Below are 25,532 nucleotides of genomic sequence, written 5' to 3'. Positions count from 1 at the left end.
GAGAAGTCTTCGACACTGTCGCAGAGTTCAACCAAGTAATCGACGAATACATCCAGTGGTACAACACCGAACGCGTCCAACAACGACTCAAGGGCCTGACCCCGATGCAATATCGGAATCAGACCCTTGAAGCCCTAACCGCCTAGAGTTAAACCAGTCCAACTTTCGGGGACCAGTTCACTAAGTGCCAAGGCTTAACTTTTTGCGCTCTCAAGTACTGCGCTCAACTACTGGTCAGCGACCAACAACTCCGCAATCTGGATGGTATTCAGAGCAGCACCCTTACGCAGATTGTCGCCAGAGACAACCAGCACCAGGCCACGCCCCTCCGGAACCGACTGATCGACGCGGATACGACCCACCAGAGACTCATCTACACCGGCGGCAGCGAGCGGATTCGGAACGTCGACGACCTTCACACCAGGCGCAGACTCCAGCAACTCAGTTGCCTTCTCCACCGACAGAGCATTCTCAAACTCAGCGTGGATTACCAGCGTGTGGCCAGTGAAAACCGGAACACGCACACAAGTACCAGCAACAGCCAGCTCAGGGATAGACAAAATCTTGCGGGACTCATTACGGAGCTTCTGCTCCTCATCGGTCTCCAGCGAACCGTCATCAACAAAGTTGCCGGCCATCGGCAACGCGTTGAAAGCAATCGGTGCGACGTACGGACCAAAGTCCTCCGCAACCAGAGCCGAACCATCAGTGGTCAGCTTCTCCAGATTGTCGATGTTCTCGCGCACTTGACCAGCCAAAGTATTCACACCAGCAAGGCCCGAACCCGAGACCGCCTGATAGGAGGACACACGCAGACGCTGCAACCCGGCCTCGTCGTGAAGCGGCTTGAGCACCGGCATCGCAGCCATCGTGGTGCAGTTCGGATTAGCGACAATGCCCTTCGGAATGTCCTGCAAGGCATCCGGGTTCACCTCAGAGACCACCAACGGGACCTCCGGATCCTTACGCCACGCCGACGAGTTATCAACAACAACAGCGCCAGCAGCCGCAAAACGCGGAGCCTGCTCCTTCGACAGCGTGCCACCAGCGGAAAACACCGCGACATCAATGCCCTTCAAATCCTCGTCAGAAGTAGCCGCGACATCCTCGACAACAATCTTCTCGCCGCGGAACTCCAACTCCTTGCCCGCACTACGAGCAGAAGCGAAGAAACGAACCTTATCGGCCGGGAAATTACGCTCCGCCAACAGGGTGCGCATCACACGACCAACCTGGCCAGTGGCACCAACAACAGCAATCGTGGTCATAAGAACTCCTTAACGTCCCGTACCAGCGTAAACAACAGCCTCAGTGTCGCCACCGAGATTGAAAGCGTCGTGCAAAGCCTTCACAGACTTATCGACATCCTGGTCATTAACCAGCACCGAGATACGAATCTCCGAAGTGGAAATCAGGTCGATATTCACACCCTCATCAGCGAGCGCCTCACAGAACGTCGCAGTCACGCCCGGGTGGGACTTCATGCCAGCACCGACCAAGGAGACCTTGCCCACGTGATCGTCGTAAAGCACATCGTTCCAGTCATTGTCAGCCTGCAGCTTCTTCAGCAACGCCATCGCCTTCGGAGCGTCCTCGCGCGGGCAGGTGAAAGTAATGTCAGTGCGGTTATCCGCGATGGTAGAGACGTTCTGCAGCACCATATCGATGTTGATCTCCGCATCCGCAACAGCACGGAACATCTTCGCCGCCTGGCCCGGATCATCCGGAATGCCCAGCACGGTCACCTTCGCCTCGGAGCGGTCATGCGCCACACCGGTCAACACTGCTTCTTCCATAGGGATATCCTCCATCGATCCATCAACAAGGGTGCCAAGTTCATTGCTATACGACGAACGCACACGCAACGGGACGTTAAACGCGCGGGCGTATTCGACACTTCGCAGCTGCAAAATCTTCGCGCCGACCGCGGCCATCTCCAGCATCTCCTCGAAGGAAATGTTGTCCAAACGCTGTGCATTCGGCACAATGCGCGGATCCGCTGTGTACACGCCATCCACATCGGAGTAAATCTCGCAGACGTCTGCCTCCAAAGCTGCCGCGAGAGCGACCGCAGTGGTATCCGAGCCACCACGACCCAGCGTAGTGACGTCCTTAGTCTCGCGGTTCACGCCCTGGAAACCGGCCACCAGACAAATATGGCCCTCATCGAGAGCCTCACGGACACGCCCCGGAGTGACCTCGACAATGCGGGCGTTACCGTGGCGTTCCGTAGTGATCACGCCGGCCTGCGAACCGGTAAAAGACCGAGCCGAGGCGCCGAAGCTCGCGATCGCCATAGCGACCAGCGCATTGGAAATACGCTCACCGGCTGTCAGGAGCATATCCATCTCGCGTCCCGGCGGGACCGGATTGACCTGCTCAGCGAGGTCCAGAAGCTCATCGGTGGTGTCGCCCATTGCCGAGCAGACAACCACGACGTCATTGCCCTGCTTTTTGGTTTCCACAATTCGTTCTGCAACACGACGAATGCGTTCGGCGCTCTCCAGGGATGAACCACCGTACTTCTGCACAACCAGTGCCATGGTCGGCAACCTCCAAAAACTAGGCAACTATATGCACGTAACTATTATTGACTCAATTTACTTGAGTTGCATTCGTAAATACATAGTGGGTTACCAAAACGTAGCTTGTGGGGGTTGCGTGGGGGTTTTGGGGCGGGTTGCGCGGGGTTTGTGGGGTGTTTGGGCGCGGGGTCGTGGTTGGGCGTGGGGTGAGCGCGGCTGCGCGTTGAGAGTGTGACGGCTGGGGTGTTTGGGGTGCTTGGGCTGTGGGTTGGGTGTGAATCGGGCGCGGCTGCGGACTGCCAGCGGGCTGCAAATGTGAAACTGATTGAGTTTATGACAAAAATAGGCCCTGAAACTTGTCAAAACTGACATAAACTAGGTCAGTAACTCTCGGTACTGTGCCAGGAACTCCGGGCTCAGTCAGTGTCACTCCCGAACTCCCGGTATCCGCCAGCATCTTGGCCGGGCCAGCTAATCCGCCAGCGACTCCCCACGGCGCTGCGGGCACCAAACACTGCCCCGCCCAACCCCTGCGAAGTGGACATGACAAGTGTTGCATGCCTAGCATTCCCTACGTGAACAATGACCTTCTCGCTGCGATACTGGCACTGCTGTCCGCGCTCAGCATCGCGTGGGGAACCGTCATCCGCCACAACCTCTCCGGAACACTGGAAGAGGGCACCAGCACACTTCGCGGAGTGGCGAAGACCCTGAAACTGCCGCGCTGGTGGTTGGGCTCGGGCCTGGCGATTGCCGGGTATGTATTTCAGGTCGCGGCGTTGGCATTTGGCACGTTGCTCCTGGTGCAGCCGTTGTTGGTCATGAAGCTGATGCTCACGCTCCCGCTGGCGGCGAAGGTCAATGGTCGGCGGATTTCGCGGTCAGAGATGATTTGGTCCGTGGCGCTTACTTTTGCGGTGGCGACGCTGGTGTTGCTCGGCAAGCCGACTGCGGGCTCCACCGATGTCCCCACCTACCTGTGGGGATGGGCTCTTGCCGCCGGTGGCGTGGTCACCTGCGGACTGTACGCCGCTGCAGTTCAGTGGCCCAATACCAACACAGGTAGCGGCTCCAACGCAGGTAGCGGCTCCAACACGAGTGACAGCCCAGCCATCGCAGACCGCTCCAGCACCGACACCGGCACGGGTAGCGCCTCAGACACGAAACAGCGCGGAGTGCTACGCCAGAACCCGAAGGCCCTGCTGCTCGGCACGGCAACCGGCTGGCTGTACGGCTTCGTCGCGCTGCTGTCTAAGTCGGTGGTCGATACCTATGTCAACGACGGACTCGTCCAGCTCCTGCTCTCCTGGGAACTCTGGCTGCTGGTGGCACTGGCAGTTATTGGCGTCGGCCTGCAGCAGGCGGCTTTTAACGCGGGACCGTTGCAGGCTTCGCTGCCAGCTATGACCGTCGTGGAGCCGATTGTTGCCTTCAGCTTGGGATACATCGTTCTTGGTGAACGCTTCCAGGCAGTTGGTGTGCAGTGGGTGGCGCTGTTTATCGCACTGGCGACCATGATTTCTGCCACTATTGCCCTGGCGGCTCGACCGGCAGAAGCCACCGCCACAGCCTCCACAAGCGCCCCAAGCACCACAAAAGCCGATGCAAACACCGCAAACACCACCACAGATTCCACCGATGCCGCAGCGCAGTAAGTAGAGTTCAACTCTCCCGGGCCGCATCACCTACATTGGTATTTGCACTTATTAAGTCGTTAGCGATTTGTCGGCCTGGCTATCCCCTGCCCGGGAACTGTCCCTGGTGAGAAAGACCCCGTGGCCGCTATGCACAATGTCACCAAAGGTAGGATTCGATGGGGCGTCATTCCCATTCCAAGCGGGCATCTAAACCGACATCTAAGCGGAAGTCCGAACGCGCAAACGATACCAACGCCAGCGCCGCAACCAACACCAAAGCAAAGCCCCAAAAGGGCAAGAAGCTCAATTCGAACACCATCATCGCCTTGCTGCTGATCATTGGTGGTTTGGGAGTGCTGCTGTACCCGGTTGTCGCAACGCAGTGGAATAACTTCCTGCAGGCCCGCGCCGCAGATGAGTACTCCAAGCTGGAGAAATCCGCTCCTCCTGAGGTCTTGGACACCGCCTGGAACGAGGCCCACGAGTACAACGCCAGCCTCGGCGAGGTCAATCCGGGCGATGCCTGGACCACCTCCGATGACGAGTCTTCCCCGGAGTACCAGCGCTATCGCCACTACCTCGACGTGCTTGGCGAGACCGACGCGCTCGGCCGCATCGTCATCCCGTCCATCAACTCTGACCTGCCCATTTTCCACGGCACTTCGGAAAAGTCGCTTTCACGCGGTGTCGGTCACCTCTACGGCACCGACTTCCCGGTCGGCGGCGTGGGCGAGGGTGAAGGTCGTCACGCGTCGCTGTCGGCGCATACGGGTCTGCAAAATGCGACGCTGTGGGACAACCTCGACAAGGTCAAAAAGGGCGACGCGTTCTACATCGCAGTCGCAGGTCACAAGTTGAAGTATGAGGTCCACGACGTAGCCGTCGTAAAGCCGGATGAAACCGATGCTTTACGACGCGTCCCCGGAGAAGACCTGATCACGTTGATTACGTGCACGCCTTACGGCATTAACACGCACCGCCTGCTGGTGACGGGGCACCAGGTGCCAATGGATCCTGACGAGGAATCCGTGTTTGACGGCAGCGGTTCGCAGTGGCAGTGGTGGATGTGGGCCATCCTGGCGGCAGCGGCGGTGATCATTGCGCTGCTGATTTGGTGGCTGCGGAAGCTCTCGCGCGATGGCAAGGGCGAACCGGAGGCCGAGCGCGAGAGCGACGAGGCGGAGGATTAGGCCCCCTTACGAGGTGGCCATCACCTTCGTCTCCCCGATTGCGTCCTTGATGCCGTTGATTCCCTTTTCAAAGATGCGCTGGAGGCCCAGTGCCAGGATCAGCGACGGGATGATGAACAGCGCCAACATGAACATCAGCTTCCAGTAGTCGGCCTCGTAAATACCGGCGATGGAGCTGCGGAACATGTCAATCGCGTAGGTACCCGGCAGCCACGGGCTAATGTTCTGGACCCACTGTGGCACCAGAGGCAGCGGATACGCGCCACCTGCGGCCGAGACCTGCATCACCAGCAACAGCACGCAGATGGCCTTGCCGGCGTTGTCGAAGGTGAAGACGAACGAGAAGACGATCATCATGAACACCAGCGAGATCATCCAGCCGGCCAGCAGCATCAGGAATCGGTGTGCGGGATCGACGTCCACGTACACCTGGAGTCCCAACACCATCAGCGTGGCCTGAACCAAGCCAACGGTGGCGAAGGTGGCGAACCGGCCGAAGTACTTCTCGACGCGGGTGTAGTCATCGGTCTGGGCAGCGTTAATTTGCTGGTCGCTGGGCTCGACGGCCTCGGCGTCAGCATCATCGCCGACCTCAGCGGCTGCATCGCTCTGCGCCTCATCGACCGCGGCCTCGACCTCATCAGCACCGACCTCATCGCCGACCTTCTGAGCGCCGCGGCTACGCACCGTGGTGCGAATCAGCACCGACGACAGCAGCGCACCGATCCACAGTGCGAGCGTCGCATAGAACGGCGCCATGCCCGCACCGAAGCTCTTGACTGGGAAGACGGGGTCTTCCTCGACCTGCACCGGCGCGGCCAACTGCGCTGCCAGGGCACTGGGGTCGTCACCGATGGCCGCGGCAATGCGCGAGAGATCACCGGTGTCCTTCGCCTCTTCCAGCGCGTTGTGGATCTCGTCGAAACGAGCGGCCAGATCATCAAAGCGGTTGCTCAAGCCCATCGTGGCAGCGCTGGTCCTACGCAGCGTATCCACCGGCGAGCCAGAAAGCGTACCGCGGATGCCACGAATGTCCTCGCCAATGACCTCGATGTCATTGCTCAGTCGCGACACCGGCTCCGACAGCGCGTCGATTTGCGGACGCAGGTTCTGCTCGTAGGAGTTCTTGGCATTTTCCACAGCGGCAATCGCAGCCGTGAAAGCGTCCTTCGCCTGGCTTATCGACGATCCCGTATCCCGACCACCACGCAAATCCGCTGCCACGGCAGAGAAACTCTCCTGCAGCCCACGGGTGCGAGCGATCGAGGTGTTCAAGTCGGAGATTGCATGGTCATAGCCCGGCTTCGCGATACCCGGAACCACTGCCCCAACAGTGTCTTCCAGGTGGTCGCGCATCGCAGTCAGACCATCGGCCTGCTGGCCGAACTTGGCCGCCATCGCATCAAAGGTATCCGCGGCAGCGCCGCTGGTGGCCTGGCTGCCGTCGACAAGCTCGTTGACCCGATCGCGCACGCCTTCATAGCTCGCCTGCGTTGCGCCGAGCGCCGTGCTAACCGAGCCGCGAACATTGCCGACCGCGGCCTCCAGATCGCCGGCGACGTTGCCGTCACCGGAACCGTTGCGCAGAATATCCATCCGCGCACCAGCGTTTTCCAAGATGGAATCCGCGGTCTCCACCAGCGGCACGGTGGTCTCCACCAGCGTGGACAGCGAACGAGCAGTCTGCGCGCCAGAGCGCAGTCGCGCGGCGGTGTCATCAACGCGGTTTTGCACGCGCGTCAGCGCCTGCTTGGAGTCGGAGGTGTCCAGGTACTCATCCAGCGAGGTGATTGCGCCCAAACCAACGCTGGCGACGACCTGCGTGAAGTTCTTATCGATCTCCTGAATAACGCCACTCGCGCCCTTGCCCGTAATGATCGACGACAGCGCGTTCTTCTTCTCATTCGTATAGAGCGTCAGCTTCGGCGCCTTGGTACCGCGGACGTAGAAGGTCATCAGTTCGGTACTGAAGTTCTCCGGAAGCACGATTGCCGCGTAGTAGTCACCGGACTTGGTGCCATCGATGGCGTCATTGGAATCCGTAATCCGCCAGTCAATGTCGTGATTACGGCTCAGCTTCGACAGCACCTCATTGCCCAAGTTGAGGTCAATCGCACCGATATCCGTGCGATGACCGCGGTCATTACTGGCGACCGCAATCTTCAGCTTTTCGGTGTTCTCAAACGGCTCCCAGCTGGCCAGCACGTTAAAGCAGGTGAACAGCAGCGGAATCAGCACCAGACCGAAAACCATGATGCCGGTCATCGTGTTCTGGCGGATCACCCGAAAGTCGTTCCGCACAATTTCAAGAACGTTTCTCATTAGGCTTCACCTTCTGGGGAAGTCTTCACGCTTGCCGACGACACCTTCGTCTGTGGCTCAAACGTATCGCCAGCATTTTCCAACGAGTACGCATGCGGATGGGAAGTCTGGTGCTCCATGTAGGCGCGCAGCTCTTCCTCCGACAGCTCGCTGAGCTCCTGGGCGTGAATCACAGACTGCTTGACGTACTCGCGCACCGCGATGTAAGCGAGGCAGAGCAGTACGAACAGGCAGGCTAGACCGAAGAACAGGGCCTTCTGATCCGGGTAGTTGCGGGCCAGAATACCCAGTATCACCAGGGCGACCACTGCGACACCAATGGCAATGCGCATGAACAGCGTGTAGCTGCCACGCAGGTTCTCCATCCGCTCATCGACTCGCGTCTGGTACTCCTCGCGGTTGCGCAGCGCGAAGACCAGGTCACTGAGCTTGTACCCACTACCGACCAGATGGACTTCTTCGTTGTTGACCAGACCGCCCTCTTCAAGCTGGTGGTTAACCAAGACGTTGACCGAGGACAAGCTGCGGCGCAGCCAGTAGCCGACCACGTAGGCGATCACTGCCATGACCATTAGGGTGAGCATGTTCTTCAGGTAGTAATTGGAGTAGAAACCACCAATTGTCTCGCGGAGAGCATCAATACCGTAGGTCAACGGCAAGAACGGATTCAGTGCCTGGAAGAAGTCCGGTGTCATCTCAATTGGATAGAGACCGGCGGCACCAGGGATTTGAATAAACGCGAGCACCACGGCGATACCGCGTCCCACGTGCCCAAATGCCGCCACCATACTGTAAATAATGGCGAGATAACACAACTCCACCACGACACAGGTGAGGACGAACGCAACCGCGCTGACATTCTGCACACCAATGACAATGTCACCGATGGAGACAATCAGCGCCTGGAAAATAGCGATGATGCCCAGCAGCAAGGTACGGCCCATGTACGCCTGGCCGACCGTGATTTCCTTGAAACCTTCCGCATCAACTTCCACGCGGAAAATCACAATCAGGATGAACGCGCCAATCCACAACGACAGGTTGGTAAACAGCGCCGCCATACCCGAGCCGTAGTGATCCACCGGGAACACGGCCTCAGTCTGGATCTCGGCCGGATCGCTCAGGAACTGCGAAATTCCCTCGGGGTCGAGGTCATTGACCATGTTCATGGCTTCGCGCTCTTCGGTGGTACCCAGGGTAAGAACATCGAGACGCGCGGTTTCCAGACCATCGCGTACGCCATCAAGGTCAGCCTTGAAACTCTCGAGGACCTGAGTCGCAGCGGAAAGCTGCCCACTCGTAGCGTCGAGAAGCGCGGACGTTTCCCGGACGGTGTCCTTTTGCGCGCCGAGCGCCGCCGCGTACGAGCCCACGCGCGCGTTGAGCTGATTAAGCGCCCTGCTCAACTGCGGGAGCGCGTCCTGGGACGCCTCGCGGATCTGATCCGAGGCGGCCTTGCCGTCCTTGGTGGCCTGCGCCAATGCCTCGCTGGTGGCGTTGAGGGAGTCGAGAGTTCCCTGCGCCGAGCCGGAGACGTTCTTCAGGCCCTCCACCAGCTCTTTATTGGTGGCGTTGCTCTCGTCGAGCGCATCGATGGTGCGCTGGATTGCCTGCTTATCCGGGCCGTTGAGCGGGCTGGCATCCAACAGGGAATTCAGCCCACCAATGACCTGATCCGCCTGCTTGACGATGTCCTCCGCCGCAGCCGTCGCGGAATCCGAACGGGAAATTGCGCCCTGCAGATTGCCAGTCATCGCGCCGATCGCGGCGTTGGCATTGCCGGTGCCCTCTACCAGGGCGGTACTGCCCTGCAGGTAGGCATCGTTGAGATCCGCGGAGAAATTCAGGACCTCGTTGTTGAGCTCACCAGTAATCGCCTGCACCTGCGTCAACGCATCCTGGGCATCGTCGAGGGCCGTATCTACGCTGCCAAGAGTCTTCTTAATCTGCGCAATCGTCGGCTGCAGATCGCCAATCTGCTCCTGGATAGCGCCGACTTCATCGCGGCTATTGGCAACCGCATCAGCGACATCCTGGAAAGCATCAGCGGAATTAAGACGGGCCGCATCGAACCGACCTTGCAGCAGACCGCCAGCTTCCTTGACCTGCTCGGTGACCGCCTTCGCGATCTCCTTATTAAAGGAAGCGGAGATCTGACCATCAATGCCGGACGCGCCCTGCGCCGTGATGTGCGGCGAGATTGCGTTGATCTTCTGGTTAGCGCGGTAGGTCAGTTTTGCTGGATGCCCCTGCCCTTGGATTAGATCGACCATTTCCTGCGAGAAATTCGGCGGAATGGTGATTTCGGCATAGACCTTGCCGCGCTTTAGATCTCGGTCTGCCTTCTCGGCATCGGGGAACTGCCAGCCCAGTTCATGATTTTCTTTTAGTTGTTTGACCACCTGGTTACCGATATTGAGACTTCCGGTAACCGAGGAACTCGCGCCCTTGTCCTCATTCACAATTGCCACGCCGATGTTCTCGGTGTGCTCGTACGGATCCCAGAAGCCCGGGATGTTGAACCAGGAATACAAGGCAGGGGTAATCATCACGCCGATGATGATCACCCACACTCTTGGGCTATTGCGGAGACGGCGCAAGTCTCGCTTCAGAATAGACCAGCTAGTTTGCACCTTTAGGACGCTATCATCTTTACCCCGCTAAATACATTGGTACTAGTTTTAGAACTATCGCTGGGCGGGATGAGTTGAGTGGATGACTGAGCTGGGCGGGGTGAGTGGGCGCACTGGGTGGAGTGAGCAGGCGGACTGGGCGGGGTGGTTGACTGGGAGCCGTCGACAACGCCGTTCACCCCTTATGGCACGTAACTCTTACGGCACAGAAACCCGCGCATATTTCCCCCACTAAAACCCCCGAATGATGAAATTCATATAACCAACGGGGTAAGGTACATCACATGCAACGCGGACTACTGCTTCTATGCCGCGGCGGGGCTTGGGTTTAAGGCCGGCTCCCCGTCGCGGGGTTAGTTGTGCCGGCCTACAAGAAAAGTCCGAATTAGAAAGGCCCACAACATGTCTCCTTCCGACGCTTTTATTTCCGCTCCTTCTGTAATCTCCACTCCTGCTGGCAAGATTCCGGAAGGACAGCCTGCTTGGAATAAGCAGCGCAACTCCCAGATGGCAACCAACCGCTACCTGCCTTACGACCAGGAAGTTCAGGACTTCCAGCTGAAGGACCGCACCTGGCCGGACAAGCGCATTACTAAGGCACCGGTTTGGTGTGCCGTCGACCTGCGCGATGGTAACCAGGCGCTGATTGACCCAATGAGCCCGGAGCGCAAGCGCCGCATGTTCGAGCTGCTGGTCCAGATGGGCTACAAGGAAATTGAGGTCGGATTCCCGTCCGCTTCCCAGACCGACTACAACTTCGTGCGCGAGATCATTGAGAAGAACATGATCCCGGACGACGTCACCATCCAGGTTCTGGTTCAGGCTCGCGAGCACCTGATTCGCCGCACCTTCGAGGCATGTGCCGGCGCTAAGAACGTCATCGTTCACTTCTACAACTCCACCTCGATCCTGCAGCGCGATGTTGTGTTCCGTAAGGACAAAGACGCAATCAAGAAGATTGCCACCGACGCCGCAGAGCTGATTAAGACCATCGCGAAGGACTACCCGGACACCAACTGGCGTTGGGAGTACTCGCCGGAGTCCTACACCGGCACCGAGGTTGAGTACGCCAAGGAAGTTGTCGACGCCGTGGTTGATGTCATCGACCCGACACCGGAGAACCCAATCATCATCAACCTGCCGTCGACCGTGGAGATGATCACTCCGAACGTCTACGCAGACTCCATCGAGTGGATGCACCGCAACCTCAACCGCCGCGACTCCATCATTCTGTCGCTGCACCCGCACAACGACCGCGGTACCGGCATCGCCACCGCCGAGCTGGGCTACATGGCCGGCGCCGACCGCATCGAGGGCTGCCTCTTCGGCAACGGCGAGCGCACCGGTAACGTCTGCCTGGTCACCCTGGGCCTGAACATGCTGACCCAGGGGGTCGACCCGCAGATTGATTTCTCCGACATCGACCTGATCCGCCGCACCGTCGAGTACTGCAACCAGCTGCGCGTTCCGGAACGCCATCCGTACGGCGGCGACCTGGTCTTCACCGCTTTCTCCGGTTCCCACCAGGACGCCGTGAACAAGGGCCTCGACGCAATGGCAGACAAGGTCCGCCCGGGCGCTGCCGTCAAGGAGCTTTCCGACGAGGACCTGCGCGCGGTGACCTGGGAGGTTCCCTACCTGCCCATCGACCCGAAGGACGTTGGTCGTTCTTACGAGGCCGTTATTCGCGTGAACTCCCAGTCCGGTAAGGGCGGCGTGGCCTACATCATGAAGACGGACCACGGCATGAACCTGCCGCGCTCCATGCAGGTTGAGTTCTCCTCCGTCGTGCAGGCAGTCACCGACGCCGAGGGCGGCGAGGTCAACTCCAAGGCGATTTGGGACATCTTCGCAGGTGAGTACCTGGACCGCGAGGCTCCGCTCGAGCAGATCGCCCTGACTGTCGATGCCCCTCAGAACGAGTCGGATGCCACCAAGATCAAGGCTCACATCGTCTACGAGGGTAAAGAGCAGACCGTCGAGGGGGTCGGCAACGGCCCGCTGGCCGCTTACGCCAACGCCCTGGAGAAGCTCGGCATCAACGTCGACGTTCAGGAGTATGTCCAGCACGCTCGCACCGCAGGTGACGATGCCGAGGCTGCGGCCTACGTCCTCGCAGATGTCAACGGCACCAAGGTCTGGGGCTCCGGCATCGCTGGTTCCATCACCTACGCATCGCTGAAGGCAGTCACCAGCGCGGTCAACCGCGCACTGGCTTAAGGCCTGTCGCGCTGGAAGCTGGCTGTGGAGTTGGGGCTCAGCTCTACAACCTTCCGCTCCACAGAGTTACTGACCAAGTTTATTGCGCTTCCGGCCCGAATTTGAGGCCGAATCTGCTATAAACCTGGTCAGTTTCTTTTTGGGGCAAACTATCCAGCGGCCCAGCTATCCAACTATCTAACGGCCTGACCCAACACCCCAACTACCCAATCAACGGACCGGCATTGCGCACATCCGCACGGAAGGTGACCCCACCTGCGGCTATGACGCGTTCGCGCTCGATGAGGATTGAACGGAGCGTCGATAAGCGAACTGCATGCGACGATTCCACCTCGTTCCACACCACCCGCGCGACATCAAGCCCCGTTGCGCGCAGCGAACGCTCACGATAGGTCTCCCGCGTGAGCAGCTCGGACTGGGCCGCGGGCGTCGGTGCGGCCTCGCTCGCCGAATACTTGATGTGGCCGTCGAACTCCACCACAAGCAGCAGGTCGGGGACGTAAAAATCCACTCGGGCAAGAAAATGCGGCGCCGTGTGGCTGGTTCCGCGGGTCCAAATCTCGGCTTGTTCGTGGAATTTCAGGCCGAGCTCGAGAAGCGCCGCTTTGGTCAGAGCCTCACCGGGCGTTTCGCAGCGACCATGACAGACCGCAGACGCACGGTGAAACAGCTCCTGACCCCGCAAGCTAGGATAATGCGCTGGCATCTCCGCGAGCTGATCACGCGTGACGCCATGCCGCAGCGCACCTTCGACGGCCAACACCGCCGCCCGCCACGACACGGATTCCTTCCCCTTCTGTCTGAGTCGGACCCGACACTCATCGAAAGCCGCACGCGCGAGCACCGCCACCCGCCGGTCCGCGAGCCCCTGCGTGTGATCCAGATGGATCTCCGACCGCAGGCGCATACAATAGTCGATGCCGTGGAACTTCTGGCTCCCACCCACGACCACGATCTTCGCGTCGCGCACCAGCACCCACGAGCCATGCAAGGCCAGCGCTGCAGCTCCCGAAATAACGCCTGACGACGTCTCGGAGACCACCGCCAACGCAGTAATAGCCAGGCGTTTTTCGCGGTGGAGTCCCTCCCACGAGTGTGCGACTACATAGTGGCCTCGGCAAAGCCGCTCCAGATAACCGGCCCGCGCTTGCCTTGCGACCTCGCGGTACCCGTCCCCCGGCTGGTTCTCCGGCCTAATGATTCCATACTGGTCCGCCACCAGTTGCTTGCGTTTCTTATTGCTCACTTCTCCCCGCCCCGTGGTTAATGTGCTCCTTATTTAATAAGGCGCGAAAAGCACCCTCCCGGTTCCATCCTTTTCCGCTGGGCACCCTACCGGGGGAGAAACTTTGGGAAGTGTGTGGTTTACGTGGTTTATGGGACCCATGTGACCGTGCCCAACGACCCTTCCGATTGGGCACCCAAGTTACTGACCAGGTTTATAGCAGTATCGTCGCAAAGTTTTTGCTTAAAGTGCCATAAACCTGGTCACTTTCTCCGTGGGTGAGAGCACCCGCTAGTCTTGAGGCATGACTGAATCGGCGCGCGAGGAGCGCAAAGCGACTGGGGCCTCTTCTCAGACGAAGAGGCGGCGACGGAATCGTCGCCGTTCTCAACGCGCGTCGGGAGCGGGCGCCAAAACACCACCAACTGCACCGGCTTCCACCACAACGGACGCAGCCACGCCGGCCGCAACCGCAACCACCCCGACCACAGCCGAGACCGCCGCGACAAAGGCCGCTGACGAGCACAAACAGTTCTCGTCGGCGGAGGAAGCTCCTTACGCAATCGTGTCTATCCAGGCCACGGGCATCCATCCCAAGACGTCTCGGCTGGTCAGCCTGGGAGTGTCTACCGCCGACGGCAGCGGCAACATCGTGGACACCTGGCATGTCGTCATCGATCCCACAGAAGATCCCGGCCCGACACACCTTCACGGCCTCGAGCCCGCGGACTTCGAGGGAGCCCCGAAGTTCGGGGTGATCCAGGCCAAGCTCGCGCACGCGCTCGATGGGCGCACGCTGGTTGCTCATAATGCACCGTTGGTCTGGGGTTTTATAGTTGCCGAGGCCAAGAGGGCCCGTCGTCAAGCGAATCGTGAACGGTCCGCGCGGAATAAGCGGGGGCGTCGTCGTACGCGCACTCGCGTTGCGCGGATTCCGGCGCCCGCACGGATCGCCGATACGTTGGAAACGGCGCGCCGCCAGGGCAAACGGCTTGACGACGCACGCCTGCGCGCCGTCGCGCGCGCCTACGGCCTCGATGTGCCTTCGCCCGAGGCGTCGATTGCTGGCATCTCGGTGCCAGAGCGGGTGCGGACGTTGGATGATGTCACCACTACGCTTGCGCTGTTCCGCGCACAGGGTGGATTGGACGAGGGCGCAACCCTGAACATGTACACGCCCGACCAGCTGCGCGAGGACATTGTGGGCCTGCAGCGCTCGGCAGTGCGTGTCGACGCGATGGAGGCGCCGCGCCCCGTGGAGAACCCCGGCCGCTATACACCAGGGCGGAAGCTCGCTGCGGGCATGGAGTTCGTCGTGGCACCAGAGGTGTCGCTGGACCCGGATGATTTGATTGCGGCGGGCGTGCGGGCTGGGCTGGCGTACTCGGAGAAGGTCACGCGAGAGTCGTCGGTGCTGGTGTGTAACCGGCCTGCGGATGTGACGCCGGATCAACTGACTGGCAAGGCCATGCATGCCCACCGGAAGGACATTCCGATTGTTTCCGATGAGGCATTTTTGCGGCTGGTCGGAGAGATGGAGAAGTAGGGCTAGGGCTTGTCGCCAGCGCATTCGTTCTACGAATTATTCACAGTAAAATACACAGTTATGAAAGAAGGCACTTCACATAACGGCGTAAGTGACCACCGTCGCGATCGCGCAAGCTCCCCGAGCCTGCGTGCTCGGTTTGCGACTGCCGCCGCTCACGCCGCCACCTGGGCCTCCCGGAAGTCCGGCCGCGGCGCGGGCGGCATGATCGGTGGCCTGATTGCGCAGAAGATTGACCCGCGCATTCTGGCCTCCCTCGGCAAGGGACGGCCGGCCGCGATCATCACTGGCACCAACGGCAAGTCCACCACCACCCGCATGTTCGCGGCCGCCATGCGCGCCGCTGGCCACAACGTGGCCACCAACGAAGGCGGCGACAACATGGACGCGGGTATTATCTCCGCGCTGCTCGCCACTCCCGATGCGGACAGCCTGGTCTTGGAGGTCGATGAGCTGCACGTCCCGCACATCGCAGAGGATCTGAAACCACAGGTCCTGGTGCTGCTGAACCTGTCCCGCGACCAGCTCGACCGCGTCGGCGAGATTAACAAGATTGAGGCCACACTCCGCGCTGCGGTGGACGCTAACCCGCAGGCGACGGTCATCGCCAACTGCGACGACCCACTCATCGCGTCGGCTGCATGGGATGCCAAGAAGGTTATTTGGGTCTCCGCGGGCGGTGGCTGGACCAACGATGCCACCTCTTCCCCGCGCACCGGCGGCCCCATCATCCAGGACGGGCACAACTGGTATGCCGTGAAGCCACTCCCGGATGGCTCGGAGTTCAAACGCCCAGAGCCGGACTACCGCATCACAGCCGAGGGCGTCATCACGCCTGCTGGCGACACCCTTCCCATGAACCTCACGCTGCCGGGTAACGCCAACCGTGGCAACGCCACCTTGGCGATCGCGGGCGCTGTCGATATGGGTGCGGACCTGGAGAAATCCCTCCGCGCCACCGAAACCGTCGACAACGTCGCGGGCCGCTACTCCACCATGATTGTGCGAGATGACAAGGGCGCCGAGAAGCACGTGCGCATGCTGCTGGCCAAGAACCCGGCCGGCTGGCAAGAGGCGCTGTCCATGGTCGACCGCACTGCGGATGCAGTGGTCATCGCGGTCAACGGTCACGTCGCTGACGGCGAGGACCTGTCCTGGCTGTGGGATGTCCGCTTCGAGGACTTCGACGGCATGGATGTGTTATCCGCGGGCGAACGCGGAACTGACCTCGCGGTGCGGTTGCTGTATGCGGGCATTGATGCGAGGTTGGTCGCAAATCCGCTGCAGGCGATCCGGTCGTGTGAGGCGCGGGGGTCGTCGTCAAGCGTCACCCGAGTTGAGGTGCTGGCGAACTACACCGCCTTCCGCGATCTGAAGCGCGACATCGAACGAGCACAGGAGGAAAAGTAAATGAGCGAGCTATCTATCGGTCTGATCCTCCCGGACGTGCTGGGCACCTACGGCGATGATGGAAATGCGCTGGTGCTGCGGCAACGCGCGCGGATGCGTGGGATTGACGCCGAGATCGTCCCGATTAAGCTGGGCGATTCCGTACCCACCAACCTGGACATTTACACCGTCGGTGGCGGCGAGGACGTCGCGCAGACCATCGCGGTGGAGCACCTGATTAACGACGGCGGCATCAAGAAGGCAGCCGATGCCGGCAAGCAAATCCTCGCGATTTGCGCGGGCTTCCAAATCTTCGGCAATTCCTTCCGCGCGGGCGGACGCGACGTCGCAGGTCTCGGCCTTGTCGACTGCACCACCGATTCGCTGCCCACGCGCGCAATCGGCGAAATCTGCACGCTCGTCGATTCCACGAACGGTTTGCTTGACGACGTCGACGCCAGCCCCCTGACCGGCTTCGAAAACCACATGGGTCGCACGACCCTGGGAGCCGATGCGGAGCCGCTTGGTCGGGTTGTCCGTGGCGTGGGCAACTCCGGCCCGGAAGTGGAGCAGGCGGACTCCGGAATTGCTCCGGGAGTGGACGTTTCTGCACTTAACCCCGCCGGTGGCGCCGAGGGCGCGGTTCAGGGCTCGATTATCTGCACCTACCTGCACGGACCTGTGTTGGCCCGCAATCCGCAGCTGGCTGATCTGCTGCTGGCCCGCGCGACCGACCAGGACCTGTCGAGCTTGGCTCCGCTGGACATCGAGGTTGTGGATAAGCTGCGCGAAGAGCGCATTTTGTCCAAGCCGCGTCCGAAGAGCGAGCGCTAGTTTTTGTGGTTTCGCGCGACCGGCCGAGCTGACTGGTCAGCGGCCGGTTGGCGGGCCTAGACCTTCAGCCGGCCCGTCAGCGCGCGGGACAAGGTGAGTTCATCGACGAACTCCAAGTCACCGCCGAGCGGCATGCCGGAGGCCAATCGAGTGACCTCGAGATCCGGGAAGTCCCGGAGCAGCCGGGCCAAATAGGTCGCGGTCGCTTCGCCCTCGGTGTTGGGGTCAGTCGCGATGATGACCTCGTGAATCTCGGGGGGTTGGGTCTCGTCGACGTCGTCAAGCACGCCGGCGATACGTTGCAGCAGCGTGCGGATATTGAGCTCGTTCGGGCCGATGCCGCCGAGCGGATCGAGCGCCCCGCCGAGCACATGGTAGCGACCGTTGTACTCCCCCGTGCGCTCGATGGCCTGGATATCGCGCGCCTCTTCAACGACGCACACCAGACCACGGTCGCGGCGTGTGTCCGAGCAGTACTGACACACGTCGCTTTCCGAGATGTTGCCGCAGACCCGGCAGAATTGCACACCCTCGCGCACCCGCCCCAGCGCGGATTGGAGCCGGCCGATGTCCTCCGGCTCCGCCTTCATCAGGTAGAAAGCGATACGCTGAGCTGACTTCGGGCCGATGCCCGGCAGGCGCGAGAACTCATCAATGAGATCTTGGAGTGGTCCTTCGAACAATGATAATTACCTACAAATACTGGTCTGAAAAGCTAATTTAGAAACCGAGGCCGCCGAGACCGTCGAAACCCTGAGACAGCGGACCCATCTTCTGCTCCGCCAGCGACTGCACCTTAGCGGTGGCATCCTGGAAAGCGCCGAGGACCAGGTCCTGCAGACCATCCACGTCCTCCGGGTCAACGACCTTCGGGTCAATGGCGATGTCCGTGACCTCACCCGAGCCCTGCATAGTCACCTTGACCAGGCCACCGCCAGCCTCACCGACGATGGTGGAGGCGACGATTTCCTGCTGCGCTGCCTGCAGCTGCGCCTGCATCTGCTGTGCCTGCTGCAGAATTGCGTTCATATCTGGCTGAGTCATAACTAAAGTTCCTAACTATTGTGCTTTTACGTGCTGATTTGTAATTACGCGCACGCTTAAAGGCCTATCGCCCTTGCTTTACGACGCGCGTCGCCGCCCCATTCTAACGGCTCTAGCGATCTTCTAACGGTTTAGCTCCCAGCTCCTTTTCCAGCATCTCCATGACCACGTCCTTTAGCGAACGGTGATCGAGCGACCCGGCCTCGTTCGCGGCCTCGAAATACTCGGAGGTGTCCTCTTCGTAGTTGTTGTCCTGCGGGTTTTGGGAAACCGGGTTGTAGGTGGTGTTGGCGTTGGACGGGGTGTGCAAGCCGTAGCCCCCTGCGCTCTCTGCGCCCTCTGGTGGAGCGAACTCCTCCATCGGTTCTGGCGGCAGCGGGACGCCGCCGAAGCCCGAATCCTGATTGGCCTGAGCTTGGGCATTTGCCTGGGCGTTGGCCTGCGCCGCGCGCAGGAACGACTGCGGCTGCGGCTGGTTTGGCTGCTGTTGCGGCTGTTGATGGACCGAGTTCGGGTTCGGCTGAGTCGGTTGGCTTGGCTGAGCTGGTTGATTTGGCTGGCTTTGCTGATGTGGCTGCGCTGGCTGGTCGTGACCTGCCTGGTGCCCCATCGCAGCACGCTTGGCAGCCTCGATTTTTGCGCGGCGCTCAGCAACAGACGCGTAGGCCGACGATCGCTGCGGGCGCGGTGCTGGCTCTGACTGCGTCTGCTGTTCCCGCTGCTCAGATGTCTCTGGTTGCGCTGGCGCTGCTGGTGTCGGTGCAGGGGCGGTGTCGTTCGGCAAGGACGAACCTCTTGACGACGAATCATCCTCCCCAGCAACACCACTCGTAGCTGTTGACCGCGGTGCGCGCGGGCGCGTACCGACGACACAGTGCACCTGACCATTGAAGCCCGTCACCTGCTTCACGGCAGCGGACAGTGCCTGTGCGTAATCCGGTGTGTTTAGCCTGGTAGCGAGCGCTCCTGTGCTGTGCCCGATGATGAGCCTGTCATTTTCGACATCGAGTGGCACTGCCTGTTCAGCTAGCACGCGAATGGGGAACGCGTGCGGGCCGTCAACAGCTGCAAGGATGTCCTGCCAGCGCTCGCGGATTTGCTCGATACGAGCGGGTGCAGGTTCGGGCTCCGGCTGCGATTCTGGTTCCGGCTTGTGAACTGGCTGTTCAGGCTGCTCGGGCTGGGCGGCCTGAGTTGGCCGTGCCGACTCGGCTGATTGCTCGGGCTGGGTTGGCTGTTCAGACTGTGCGGCCTGAGTCGGCTGGGTTGGCTGTTCAGAGTGCGTTGGCGAGGAAGAGACAACTGGCTCCTCCTCGACAATCGACATCGAGCCGCCTTCACCCTCACGCTCACGAGTCTGCTGCTCACGCTCCTGTGCAAGCTGCGCCCGAGTCTGCTGCTCGCTAATCCGGGCATGCTCCGCCATCTTCCGACGGAACTCACGAATCTTCTCTGCCTGAGCCTCTTCCTCGGACAACGGCTGCTCAGCCGATTCCGGCTGCTGCAGTTGTTCGGTCTGCTGTGACTGCTCAACTGATTCGGCCGGCGTAGCCTGCGTAGGCTGCTCAGGCTGCTCAGCGGGCGCAGTAGGTGCTTCTGGTGCAGGCTTCGGCTCAGTTACCGACTCCTGCGACACCGCTGCCGCTGGCGCCGATTGCTGCTCAACGGGTTCCGACTGAACCTTAGGCTGCGGTTCCGGCTGGGGTTCTGGCTGTGCCTGGGACGGCACATGCGCTGCTTGCTCAGTACGTCCGCGCTGAGTGACCGAAACCGACTGCGCACCCTTCTTCCGCTGGGCATTCCGCTGACGCCATGCCTCCCGAGCCGACTGGCCAGACTGCATCGGCGACGCTTCAGCCGCACCCGCATCGGAAGACACCGGTGCCGCTGCGGGCGTTGCAGCCCCCGAACCGTCGGCAAGCGCGGGCCTGCCGTGCTCCAATGCTTCTACGCGCTGCAGCAGCGACTCCACCGAATCTTCGGTAGCGGGCAGGAGCATGCGCGCACAGAGAACCTCGAGCAGCAAACGCGGCGACGTCACGCCGCGGAAGTGCCGCAGACCATCAGAGAGCACCTGCGTGAAGCGCGTCAGCGTCGCCGGGGGAATTGTCCCGGCCTGCTCCAGGACACCGTCGATTTGGCTCTCCGGAATCTCCACAAGACCCTGCTCCAGCGCATTCGGCACCGCCGAGAGCACCAGCAAATCACGCACCCGTCCAAGGAGATCCGAGGCAAACCGCGCCGGATCCTGACCCGACATAATCACACGCCCGACCACACTAAACATGGCCGCGCGATCACCAGCTGCCAGCGCCTCGATCGCATCCGTGATAATCACGCTGTCAGTGACACCGAGAATGGCCGCAGAAGTTTCATAATCCACGCCATCGGTGCCGGAGCCAGCGATCAACTGATCCATAATCGACAGCGAATCACGCGGCGAACCACCACCGGCCTGGATGACCAGCGGATACACGTCCGGGTCCACCTGCACGCCCTCGGCCGTCACCACACGTTCAAGCAACCCGCGCATATCCGGCGGAGTCAGCAACCGGAACGGGTAGTGATGCGTACGGGAGCGAATCGTCGGCAGCACACGCTCAGGCTCCGTGGTCGCAAAAATGAAGATGAGGTGCTCCGGTGGCTCCTCCACAATCTTCAACAGCGCATTGAAACCCGAGGCGGTAATCATATGTGCCTCGTCAATAATGAAGATGCGGTAGCGCGACTCCGCCGGCTGGAAGATAGCCTTTTCCCGCAGCTCACGCATATCTTCCACACCGTTGTGGGAAGCCGCGTCCAGCTCAATAACGTCCAAATTGCCCGGACCACCCGGCGCCAACGCACGACACGACGCACACTGGCCACACGGTGTGGCCGTCGGCCCCTCCGCACAGTTCAAACTGCGCGCCATAATGCGCGCCGACGAGGTCTTGCCACAGCCACGCGGCCCGGAAAACAAATACGCATGGTTAATGCGGTTGGGACGCCCCTGCGCATCCCGAGATTCCAACGCCGCCGACAGCGGGTCAGTTACGTGCCGCTGCCCCACCACTTCGGCGAACGATGCCGGACGATACTTCCTATACAGAGCCACGTGCTCAGCCTACCTTCCACCCCGGACCGGCTAGTTCGAACCCTCCTGGGAAACAACCGAATCACGGCACCAATCCCGCAGGTCAGCATCTACTTCGGCCAACTTCTGCATCAGCGCCTGCGGCCCCTGCTGCTCATAAAACACCAGCTCCGCATCCGTAATTGGCACCAGTTGCGTCATCGTGGTCATGCGTCCCTGCGGCGACTCCACATCGCCCTCATGCAGGCTGATCTTGCCCGGCATCTCAGACACATTTGGCACCCCGTCGCTCCACACATACGGCACCGTGCACAGCACGTGCGCCACGGTAAAGGCAGTGCTTGACGACGACTCCCCTACCTCGGCAACCCGATCGGACACCAGCCGCACCGCATTCGGGATGACACGGCCCGGAATTGGCGAGAGAAACTCCGGCTCTTCCTCCACCAGCGCTCCCGCGGCCGCGACCATGGTGGCCACGGGAAAGCCCGCGTAGGCGACGGCGAAAAGCTCCACACGGATATCGGTCTGCGCGGCACCCGTTAGGCCACAGTAGTTGCGACCCAACTCCACCGTGGCGGCTGCCGTTTCCGGACGACGCTCGTTCGCTTGGCCGTCCGGCTCGTCGTAAAGCGGGAACTCAGCGACCCGAAGTGGAGCCGAATCGTGTTCCTGCCCGTGCCGACCACTGGCCGGCAGCTCCGTCACATACTCGCCGACCTCAGGTTCTCCGGGGAAAAGCCCGGAGATCCAAAACTTCGTCTCTTCGAAGTTCATATAGTCCTATCCCGACCTACCTGGCCTACGCAGTCGCCTTCTCGGCGGCGGCGAGCAGCACACAGGTAGCGACGCCGTCCATAGCAACCTCGAGCTCTTCCATCGGAGGCAGCGACGGTGCCAGGCGGATGTTGCGGTCATTCGGATCCTGCTTCAGCGGGAAGGAAGAACCCGAACCGGTCAGCGCAATGCCGGCCTCCTTTGCCAGCTCCACCACGCGACGAGCGGTGCCATCAACCACGTCGAGGTTGATGAAGTAACCGCCGGTCGGCTTCGACCACTCTGCCACGCCGTACTCCGTCAGGCGCTCATCCAGAATCTGCAGAACCTTCTCAAACTTCGGAGCCAGCGACCCTGCATGACGGCGCATCTGCTCGCGCACACCCTCCGCGTCACCGAAGAACTTGGCGTGAGCCAGCTGGTTGACCTTGTTCGGGCCAATGCCGCGGATACCAGCGTGCTTGAGGTAATCCTCCAAGTTGGCATCCGAAGAAGCGTAGAAAGCAACGCCGGCACCAGCGAAGGTAATCTTCGAGGTCGAGCCGAATGCCCACACGCGGTTCGGATTGCCCGCCTCTTCCGCCCACTTAATGACGTTGTGAATCTCCGGGAACTCATCCGTCAGCGTGTGAACCATGTAGGCGTTATCCCACATCAGACGGAAATCCGGAGCAGCGGTTTCCATCTGGACCAGACGGCGGCAGACCTCAGCGCTGTAGGTCACGCCCGTCGGGTTCGAGAACATCGGGACATTCCACATGCCCTTAATCTGCGGGTCAGAGGCAACCAGCTTCTCCACGACATCCATATCCGGACCGTCTTCGTTCAGCGGCACCTGGATCATCTCAATGCCGAAGTGCTGCGTAATGGAAAAGTGACGGTCATACCCCGGAACCGGGCACAGCCACTTAAGCACCGGCTCCTCGTTCCACGGGCGTTCCGAGTCGACGTTGCCGAACTGCATGGCCCACGAAATCAGGTCAAACTCGATGTTCAGGCTGGAAGCATCCTGTGCCAGGACGTTTTCCACCGGCAGATCCATCAGTTCCGCCCAGATAGCGCGGATATCAGTAATACCCTTGGCGTTGCCGTAATTGCGGACGTCCTCCCCAGAAACCGAAATGTAATCCGGCGCCGGGAGACCCAGCAGGGCATTCGCGAAATCAAGCTGCTCCGACGACGGCTTGCCACGAGTCAAATTCAGTGCGAGGTTACGGGACTTCAGTTCCTCATATGCCTTCGCAAACTCATCCTTGTGTGCCGCCAACTGCTGAACATCAAAGGAATCCACGGCCATGGTGTACGCACCCTCCCAGGTATCGGACATAAGTTAAAACCTGACAAACCTGGCACGGAAAACCTTTTCCCCGCGCCGCATCTGGCTTTGCAACTAAGTGTAAGGCATACTCCGGATTGGGATTTCTACAACTTCCCCGACAGAGCATCCAGACGCTGCTTACTCGGCCCCTCCAAGCCGATAAATTCCACCTCTTTGCCCCGGTCAGCAAACTTGACCCGCACCGAATCCAATGCCGCCACCGTGGAAGCATCCCAAATTTCGGCCTCCGACATGTCGATCACAATGCGCTGCGCAGGGTCGGTGTAGTCGAACTGGTACACCAGGTCGTTACTGGAGGCGAAGAACAGCTGACCCCGCACCTTGTACGTCCGGGAGTGGGCGCTGGGGTCGTCGTCAAGCACTTCGATCCTGACCAGGTGAGCGACACGGCGCGCGAACATCAGCGACGCCACGACCACACCCGAAACTACGCCGATGGCGAGGTTATCCGTCGCCAGCGTGGCGATGACCGTCACCAGCATCACCACCGTCTCCGAACGCGGCATCAGGCGCAATGTCCGCGGGGAAATCGAGCGCCAATCGACCGTGTCCACCGACACCACGACCATCACCGCAACCAGCGCCGCCATCGGAATCGCACCGACTGCGGAACTGAGCAGAAGGACCAGAATGAGCAGGAAGACGCCGGAAAAGAGCGTCGTCAAGCGAGTGCGTCCCGACGATTCCTTCACACCCACCATCGTCTGACCAATCATCGCGCAGCCAGCGATACCGCCGAAGAAACCGCCCGCGATATTCGCGACACCGAGTCCCCACGTCTCACGGGTCTTGTCCGAATGCGTGTCGGTGATGTCGTCCACGAGCTTCGCCGTCATCAGCGATTCCATGATGCCGACAATCGCCACGCCCACCGCATACGGCGCAATCAGCTGCAGAGTCTCCCAGGTCAGGGGCACATTCGGAATCAGCAGCTGCGGGAGAGATTCCGGGAGCTCACCCATATCGCTCACGTTCGGCACGCGCCAATCCGCCAACACCGCAACAAGCGTGACGACGAGCACAGTTACCAGCGGAGCCGGAATCGCGGTGAACACGCGGGGCAGGAACACCATAATCGCAATACCCAGAGCGACCAGCGGATACACCAGCCACGGCACATCGATGAGATGCTCCAGCTGCGCGGTGAAAATGAGGATGCCCAGCGCGTTGACAAAGCCAATCATGACCGCACGCGGAATGAAACGCTGCAGCTTAGCGATCCCCAACGCCGCAAAAGCAATCTGCAACACGCCCGCGAGCAACACCGTCGGAATCAGGTAATCCATCCCGTACGTCCGCGACAACGGCGCGACGACGAGCGCAACCGAACCAGCGGCAGCGGTAATCATGGCCGGGCGACCACCCGTGAAGGCAATCACGATGGCCATAATCACCGAGCTAAACAGCCCCACCGCCGGGTCCACGCCCGCCAAGATGGAAAACGAAATGACCTCGGGGATCAGCGCGAACGACACCGCTGCGCCGGCCAGCAGCTCGGTGCGCAGGCGCTTCGGTGAAGAAACTGCGAACCGGAAGGAGTCCCACACGCCCATCGGGGCTGGGACTTCTCGGGCCTGTGGCTGTTGCGGTTCTGGAGTTTCTAGCGGTTCTCGTGTTGCCTGCGGTGGCACTCGCATGTCGTTGGCATCGCTCATACACAGTATTCTTCCAGACCAGCGAACGCGAAACGCGACCACTTGTGGCCAAGGTATTCACCTATCGATGCGCTGCAGCGTGGCCATAAGTGAATAGCTCATCGATAGGTGAAATGGCCT

At 60.7% G+C, this 25,532-nt stretch carries 18 protein-coding genes; 7 read left to right on the top strand and 11 right to left on the bottom strand.

Features of this window, described 5'->3' with window-relative positions; all coding sequences use genetic code 11:
* A partial coding sequence (locus HMPREF2651_RS08250; protein WP_141746490.1) for an IS3 family transposase occupies positions 1 to 146 on the top strand: 146 nt, incomplete at its 5' end.
* Positions 147 to 227: 81 nt separating this feature from the next.
* On the opposite strand, the gene HMPREF2651_RS08245 is transcribed toward HMPREF2651_RS08250, so the two are convergent.
* Positions 228 to 1,268, bottom strand: coding sequence for an aspartate-semialdehyde dehydrogenase (locus HMPREF2651_RS08245; RefSeq protein ID WP_038627372.1), 1,041 nt, complete (start codon positions 1,266 to 1,268; stop codon positions 228 to 230).
* Positions 1,269 to 1,277: 9 nt separating this feature from the next.
* Complete coding sequence (locus HMPREF2651_RS08240) at positions 1,278 to 2,543, bottom strand: aspartate kinase (RefSeq protein WP_038627371.1); 1,266 nt, start codon at positions 2,541 to 2,543, stop codon at positions 1,278 to 1,280.
* A 557-nt stretch (positions 2,544 to 3,100) separates the two neighbouring features.
* Between HMPREF2651_RS08240 and HMPREF2651_RS08235 the strand changes: the two genes are divergently transcribed.
* On the top strand, positions 3,101 to 4,180 hold the full coding sequence (locus HMPREF2651_RS08235) for a DMT family transporter (protein WP_224786687.1): 1,080 nt from the start codon (positions 3,101 to 3,103) through the stop codon (positions 4,178 to 4,180).
* Between the two features lie 158 nt (positions 4,181 to 4,338).
* Positions 4,339 to 5,352, top strand: a complete 1,014-nt coding sequence (locus HMPREF2651_RS08230) for a class C sortase (protein WP_049181441.1) — start codon at positions 4,339 to 4,341, stop codon at positions 5,350 to 5,352.
* Positions 5,353 to 5,358: 6 nt separating this feature from the next.
* On the opposite strand, the gene HMPREF2651_RS08225 is transcribed toward HMPREF2651_RS08230, so the two are convergent.
* On the bottom strand, positions 5,359 to 7,674 hold the full coding sequence (locus HMPREF2651_RS08225; RefSeq protein ID WP_049181440.1) for a YhgE/Pip domain-containing protein: 2,316 nt from the start codon (positions 7,672 to 7,674) through the stop codon (positions 5,359 to 5,361).
* Complete coding sequence (locus HMPREF2651_RS08220) at positions 7,674 to 10,307, bottom strand: YhgE/Pip domain-containing protein (RefSeq protein WP_065422985.1); 2,634 nt, start codon at positions 10,305 to 10,307, stop codon at positions 7,674 to 7,676. The genes HMPREF2651_RS08225 and HMPREF2651_RS08220 overlap by 1 nt, the downstream gene beginning before the upstream one ends.
* A 402-nt stretch (positions 10,308 to 10,709) precedes the next feature.
* Here HMPREF2651_RS08220 and leuA point away from each other — a divergent pair, with 402 nt between their 5' ends.
* A complete protein-coding gene (gene leuA / locus HMPREF2651_RS08215) occupies positions 10,710 to 12,527 on the top strand; it encodes a 2-isopropylmalate synthase (RefSeq protein ID WP_049181438.1) in 1,818 nt (605 codons plus the stop codon).
* A 202-nt stretch (positions 12,528 to 12,729) separates the two neighbouring features.
* On the opposite strand, the gene HMPREF2651_RS08210 is transcribed toward leuA, so the two are convergent.
* The gene (locus HMPREF2651_RS08210; RefSeq protein WP_049181436.1) at positions 12,730 to 13,773 is read right to left on the bottom strand and encodes a hypothetical protein; all 1,044 of its coding nucleotides are present in this window, start codon (positions 13,771 to 13,773) and stop codon (positions 12,730 to 12,732) included.
* A gap of 283 nt (positions 13,774 to 14,056) precedes the next feature.
* Here HMPREF2651_RS08210 and HMPREF2651_RS08205 point away from each other — a divergent pair, with 283 nt between their 5' ends.
* The 3 genes from HMPREF2651_RS08205 to HMPREF2651_RS08195 are packed head-to-tail and all read left to right on the top strand — an operon-like array spanning position 14,057 to position 17,521.
* On the top strand, positions 14,057 to 15,298 hold the full coding sequence (locus HMPREF2651_RS08205; RefSeq protein ID WP_053088412.1) for an exonuclease domain-containing protein: 1,242 nt from the start codon (positions 14,057 to 14,059) through the stop codon (positions 15,296 to 15,298).
* Between the two features lie 60 nt (positions 15,299 to 15,358).
* Positions 15,359 to 16,708 carry a MurT ligase domain-containing protein gene (locus HMPREF2651_RS08200; RefSeq protein WP_038627359.1) on the top strand — a complete coding sequence of 450 codons (1,350 nt, stop codon included), beginning with the start codon at positions 15,359 to 15,361 and terminating at the stop codon, positions 16,706 to 16,708.
* Complete coding sequence (locus HMPREF2651_RS08195) at positions 16,709 to 17,521, top strand: type 1 glutamine amidotransferase (RefSeq protein WP_049181432.1); 813 nt, start codon at positions 16,709 to 16,711, stop codon at positions 17,519 to 17,521.
* Between the two features lie 56 nt (positions 17,522 to 17,577).
* Here the strand turns inward: HMPREF2651_RS08195 and recR are convergent, their stop codons facing one another.
* The 6 genes from recR to HMPREF2651_RS08165 form a co-directional block, all read right to left on the bottom strand.
* A complete protein-coding gene (recR, locus tag HMPREF2651_RS08190) occupies positions 17,578 to 18,204 on the bottom strand; it encodes a recombination mediator RecR (protein ID WP_016421873.1) in 627 nt (208 codons plus the stop codon).
* Positions 18,205 to 18,241: 37 nt separating this feature from the next.
* Positions 18,242 to 18,565 (bottom strand): YbaB/EbfC family nucleoid-associated protein, encoded by a 324-nt coding sequence (locus tag HMPREF2651_RS08185; protein WP_048759222.1) that lies wholly within the window; start codon positions 18,563 to 18,565, stop codon positions 18,242 to 18,244.
* Positions 18,566 to 18,677: 112 nt separating this feature from the next.
* On the bottom strand, positions 18,678 to 21,662 hold the full coding sequence (locus HMPREF2651_RS08180) for a DNA polymerase III subunit gamma and tau (RefSeq protein WP_049181431.1): 2,985 nt from the start codon (positions 21,660 to 21,662) through the stop codon (positions 18,678 to 18,680).
* 30 nt (positions 21,663 to 21,692) lie between these two features.
* Entirely contained in the window at positions 21,693 to 22,418 is a 726-nt protein-coding gene (locus HMPREF2651_RS08175) for a suppressor of fused domain protein (RefSeq protein WP_049181430.1), read from the bottom strand.
* A gap of 25 nt (positions 22,419 to 22,443) precedes the next feature.
* Complete coding sequence (locus HMPREF2651_RS08170; RefSeq protein ID WP_187402754.1) at positions 22,444 to 23,715, bottom strand: aspartate aminotransferase type Ic; 1,272 nt, start codon at positions 23,713 to 23,715, stop codon at positions 22,444 to 22,446.
* A 125-nt stretch (positions 23,716 to 23,840) separates the two neighbouring features.
* Entirely contained in the window at positions 23,841 to 25,310 is a 1,470-nt protein-coding gene (locus tag HMPREF2651_RS08165; protein WP_070586023.1) for a SulP family inorganic anion transporter, read from the bottom strand.
* Between the last annotated feature and the right edge of the window lie 222 nt (positions 25,311 to 25,532).

Origin of the sequence: Corynebacterium sp. HMSC063A05 (assembly GCF_001809695.1) — a bacterium.
GTDB lineage: Bacteria > Actinomycetota > Actinomycetes > Mycobacteriales > Mycobacteriaceae > Corynebacterium > Corynebacterium amycolatum.
Note: the sequence above shows the minus strand (reverse complement) of the source record. Positions and strands in the feature narration are given on the sequence as shown.

What these genes read in the sequence shown, in the direction of transcription:
- HMPREF2651_RS08245 (WP_038627372.1), bottom strand. Translation starts at nt 1,268, where the DNA reads ATGACCACGATTGCTGTTGTTGGTGCCACTGGCCAGGTTGGTCGTGTG.
- HMPREF2651_RS08240 (WP_038627371.1), bottom strand. Translation starts at nt 2,543, where the DNA reads ATGGCACTGGTTGTGCAGAAGTACGGTGGTTCATCCCTGGAGAGCGCC.
- HMPREF2651_RS08230 (WP_049181441.1), top strand. Translation starts at nt 4,339, where the DNA reads ATGGGGCGTCATTCCCATTCCAAGCGGGCATCTAAACCGACATCTAAG.
- HMPREF2651_RS08225 (WP_049181440.1), bottom strand. Translation starts at nt 7,674, where the DNA reads ATGAGAAACGTTCTTGAAATTGTGCGGAACGACTTTCGGGTGATCCGC.
- leuA (WP_049181438.1), top strand. Translation starts at nt 10,710, where the DNA reads ATGTCTCCTTCCGACGCTTTTATTTCCGCTCCTTCTGTAATCTCCACT.
- HMPREF2651_RS08205 (WP_053088412.1), top strand. Translation starts at nt 14,057, where the DNA reads ATGACTGAATCGGCGCGCGAGGAGCGCAAAGCGACTGGGGCCTCTTCT.
- HMPREF2651_RS08200 (WP_038627359.1), top strand. Translation starts at nt 15,359, where the DNA reads ATGAAAGAAGGCACTTCACATAACGGCGTAAGTGACCACCGTCGCGAT.
- HMPREF2651_RS08195 (WP_049181432.1), top strand. Translation starts at nt 16,709, where the DNA reads ATGAGCGAGCTATCTATCGGTCTGATCCTCCCGGACGTGCTGGGCACC.
- HMPREF2651_RS08185 (WP_048759222.1), bottom strand. Translation starts at nt 18,565, where the DNA reads ATGACTCAGCCAGATATGAACGCAATTCTGCAGCAGGCACAGCAGATG.
- HMPREF2651_RS08175 (WP_049181430.1), bottom strand. Translation starts at nt 22,418, where the DNA reads ATGAACTTCGAAGAGACGAAGTTTTGGATCTCCGGGCTTTTCCCCGGA.
- HMPREF2651_RS08170 (WP_187402754.1), bottom strand. Translation starts at nt 23,715, where the DNA reads ATGGCCGTGGATTCCTTTGATGTTCAGCAGTTGGCGGCACACAAGGAT.
- HMPREF2651_RS08165 (WP_070586023.1), bottom strand. Translation starts at nt 25,310, where the DNA reads ATGGGCGTGTGGGACTCCTTCCGGTTCGCAGTTTCTTCACCGAAGCGC.